Origin of the sequence: Pseudomonas sp. C11 (genome assembly GCF_034683865.1) — a bacterium.
Taxonomy (GTDB): Bacteria; Pseudomonadota; Gammaproteobacteria; order Pseudomonadales; family Pseudomonadaceae; genus Aquipseudomonas.
Window position 1 is genome coordinate 1 of record NZ_JAWIIP010000087.1, and the last position, 240, is coordinate 240.

Below are 240 nucleotides of genomic sequence, written 5' to 3' on the forward strand. Positions count from 1 at the left end.
AGGCTGACGGCAAGGCCCTGCGCATCGACACCTTGGTCGAAGCCGGCTGCGACAGCCCGCCCTACTTCGACCCGATGATCGACAAGATGATCACCTGGGCGCCGACCCGAGAACAAGCCAGCACCGCGCTGGACAAAGCCCTGGCCGACTCGGTGCTTTACGGCTTGGAATGCAACCTCGACTACATGAGCCAGATCCTCAGCGACGCACATTTCGCCAGTGGCTCGCCGTGGACGCGCT

At 63.3% G+C, this 240-nt stretch carries 1 pseudogene; it reads left to right on the top strand.

Annotated elements, in window-relative coordinates:
* Positions 1–240: pseudogene (locus tag VC352_RS25020) on the top strand (hypothetical protein); the annotation flags it as partial.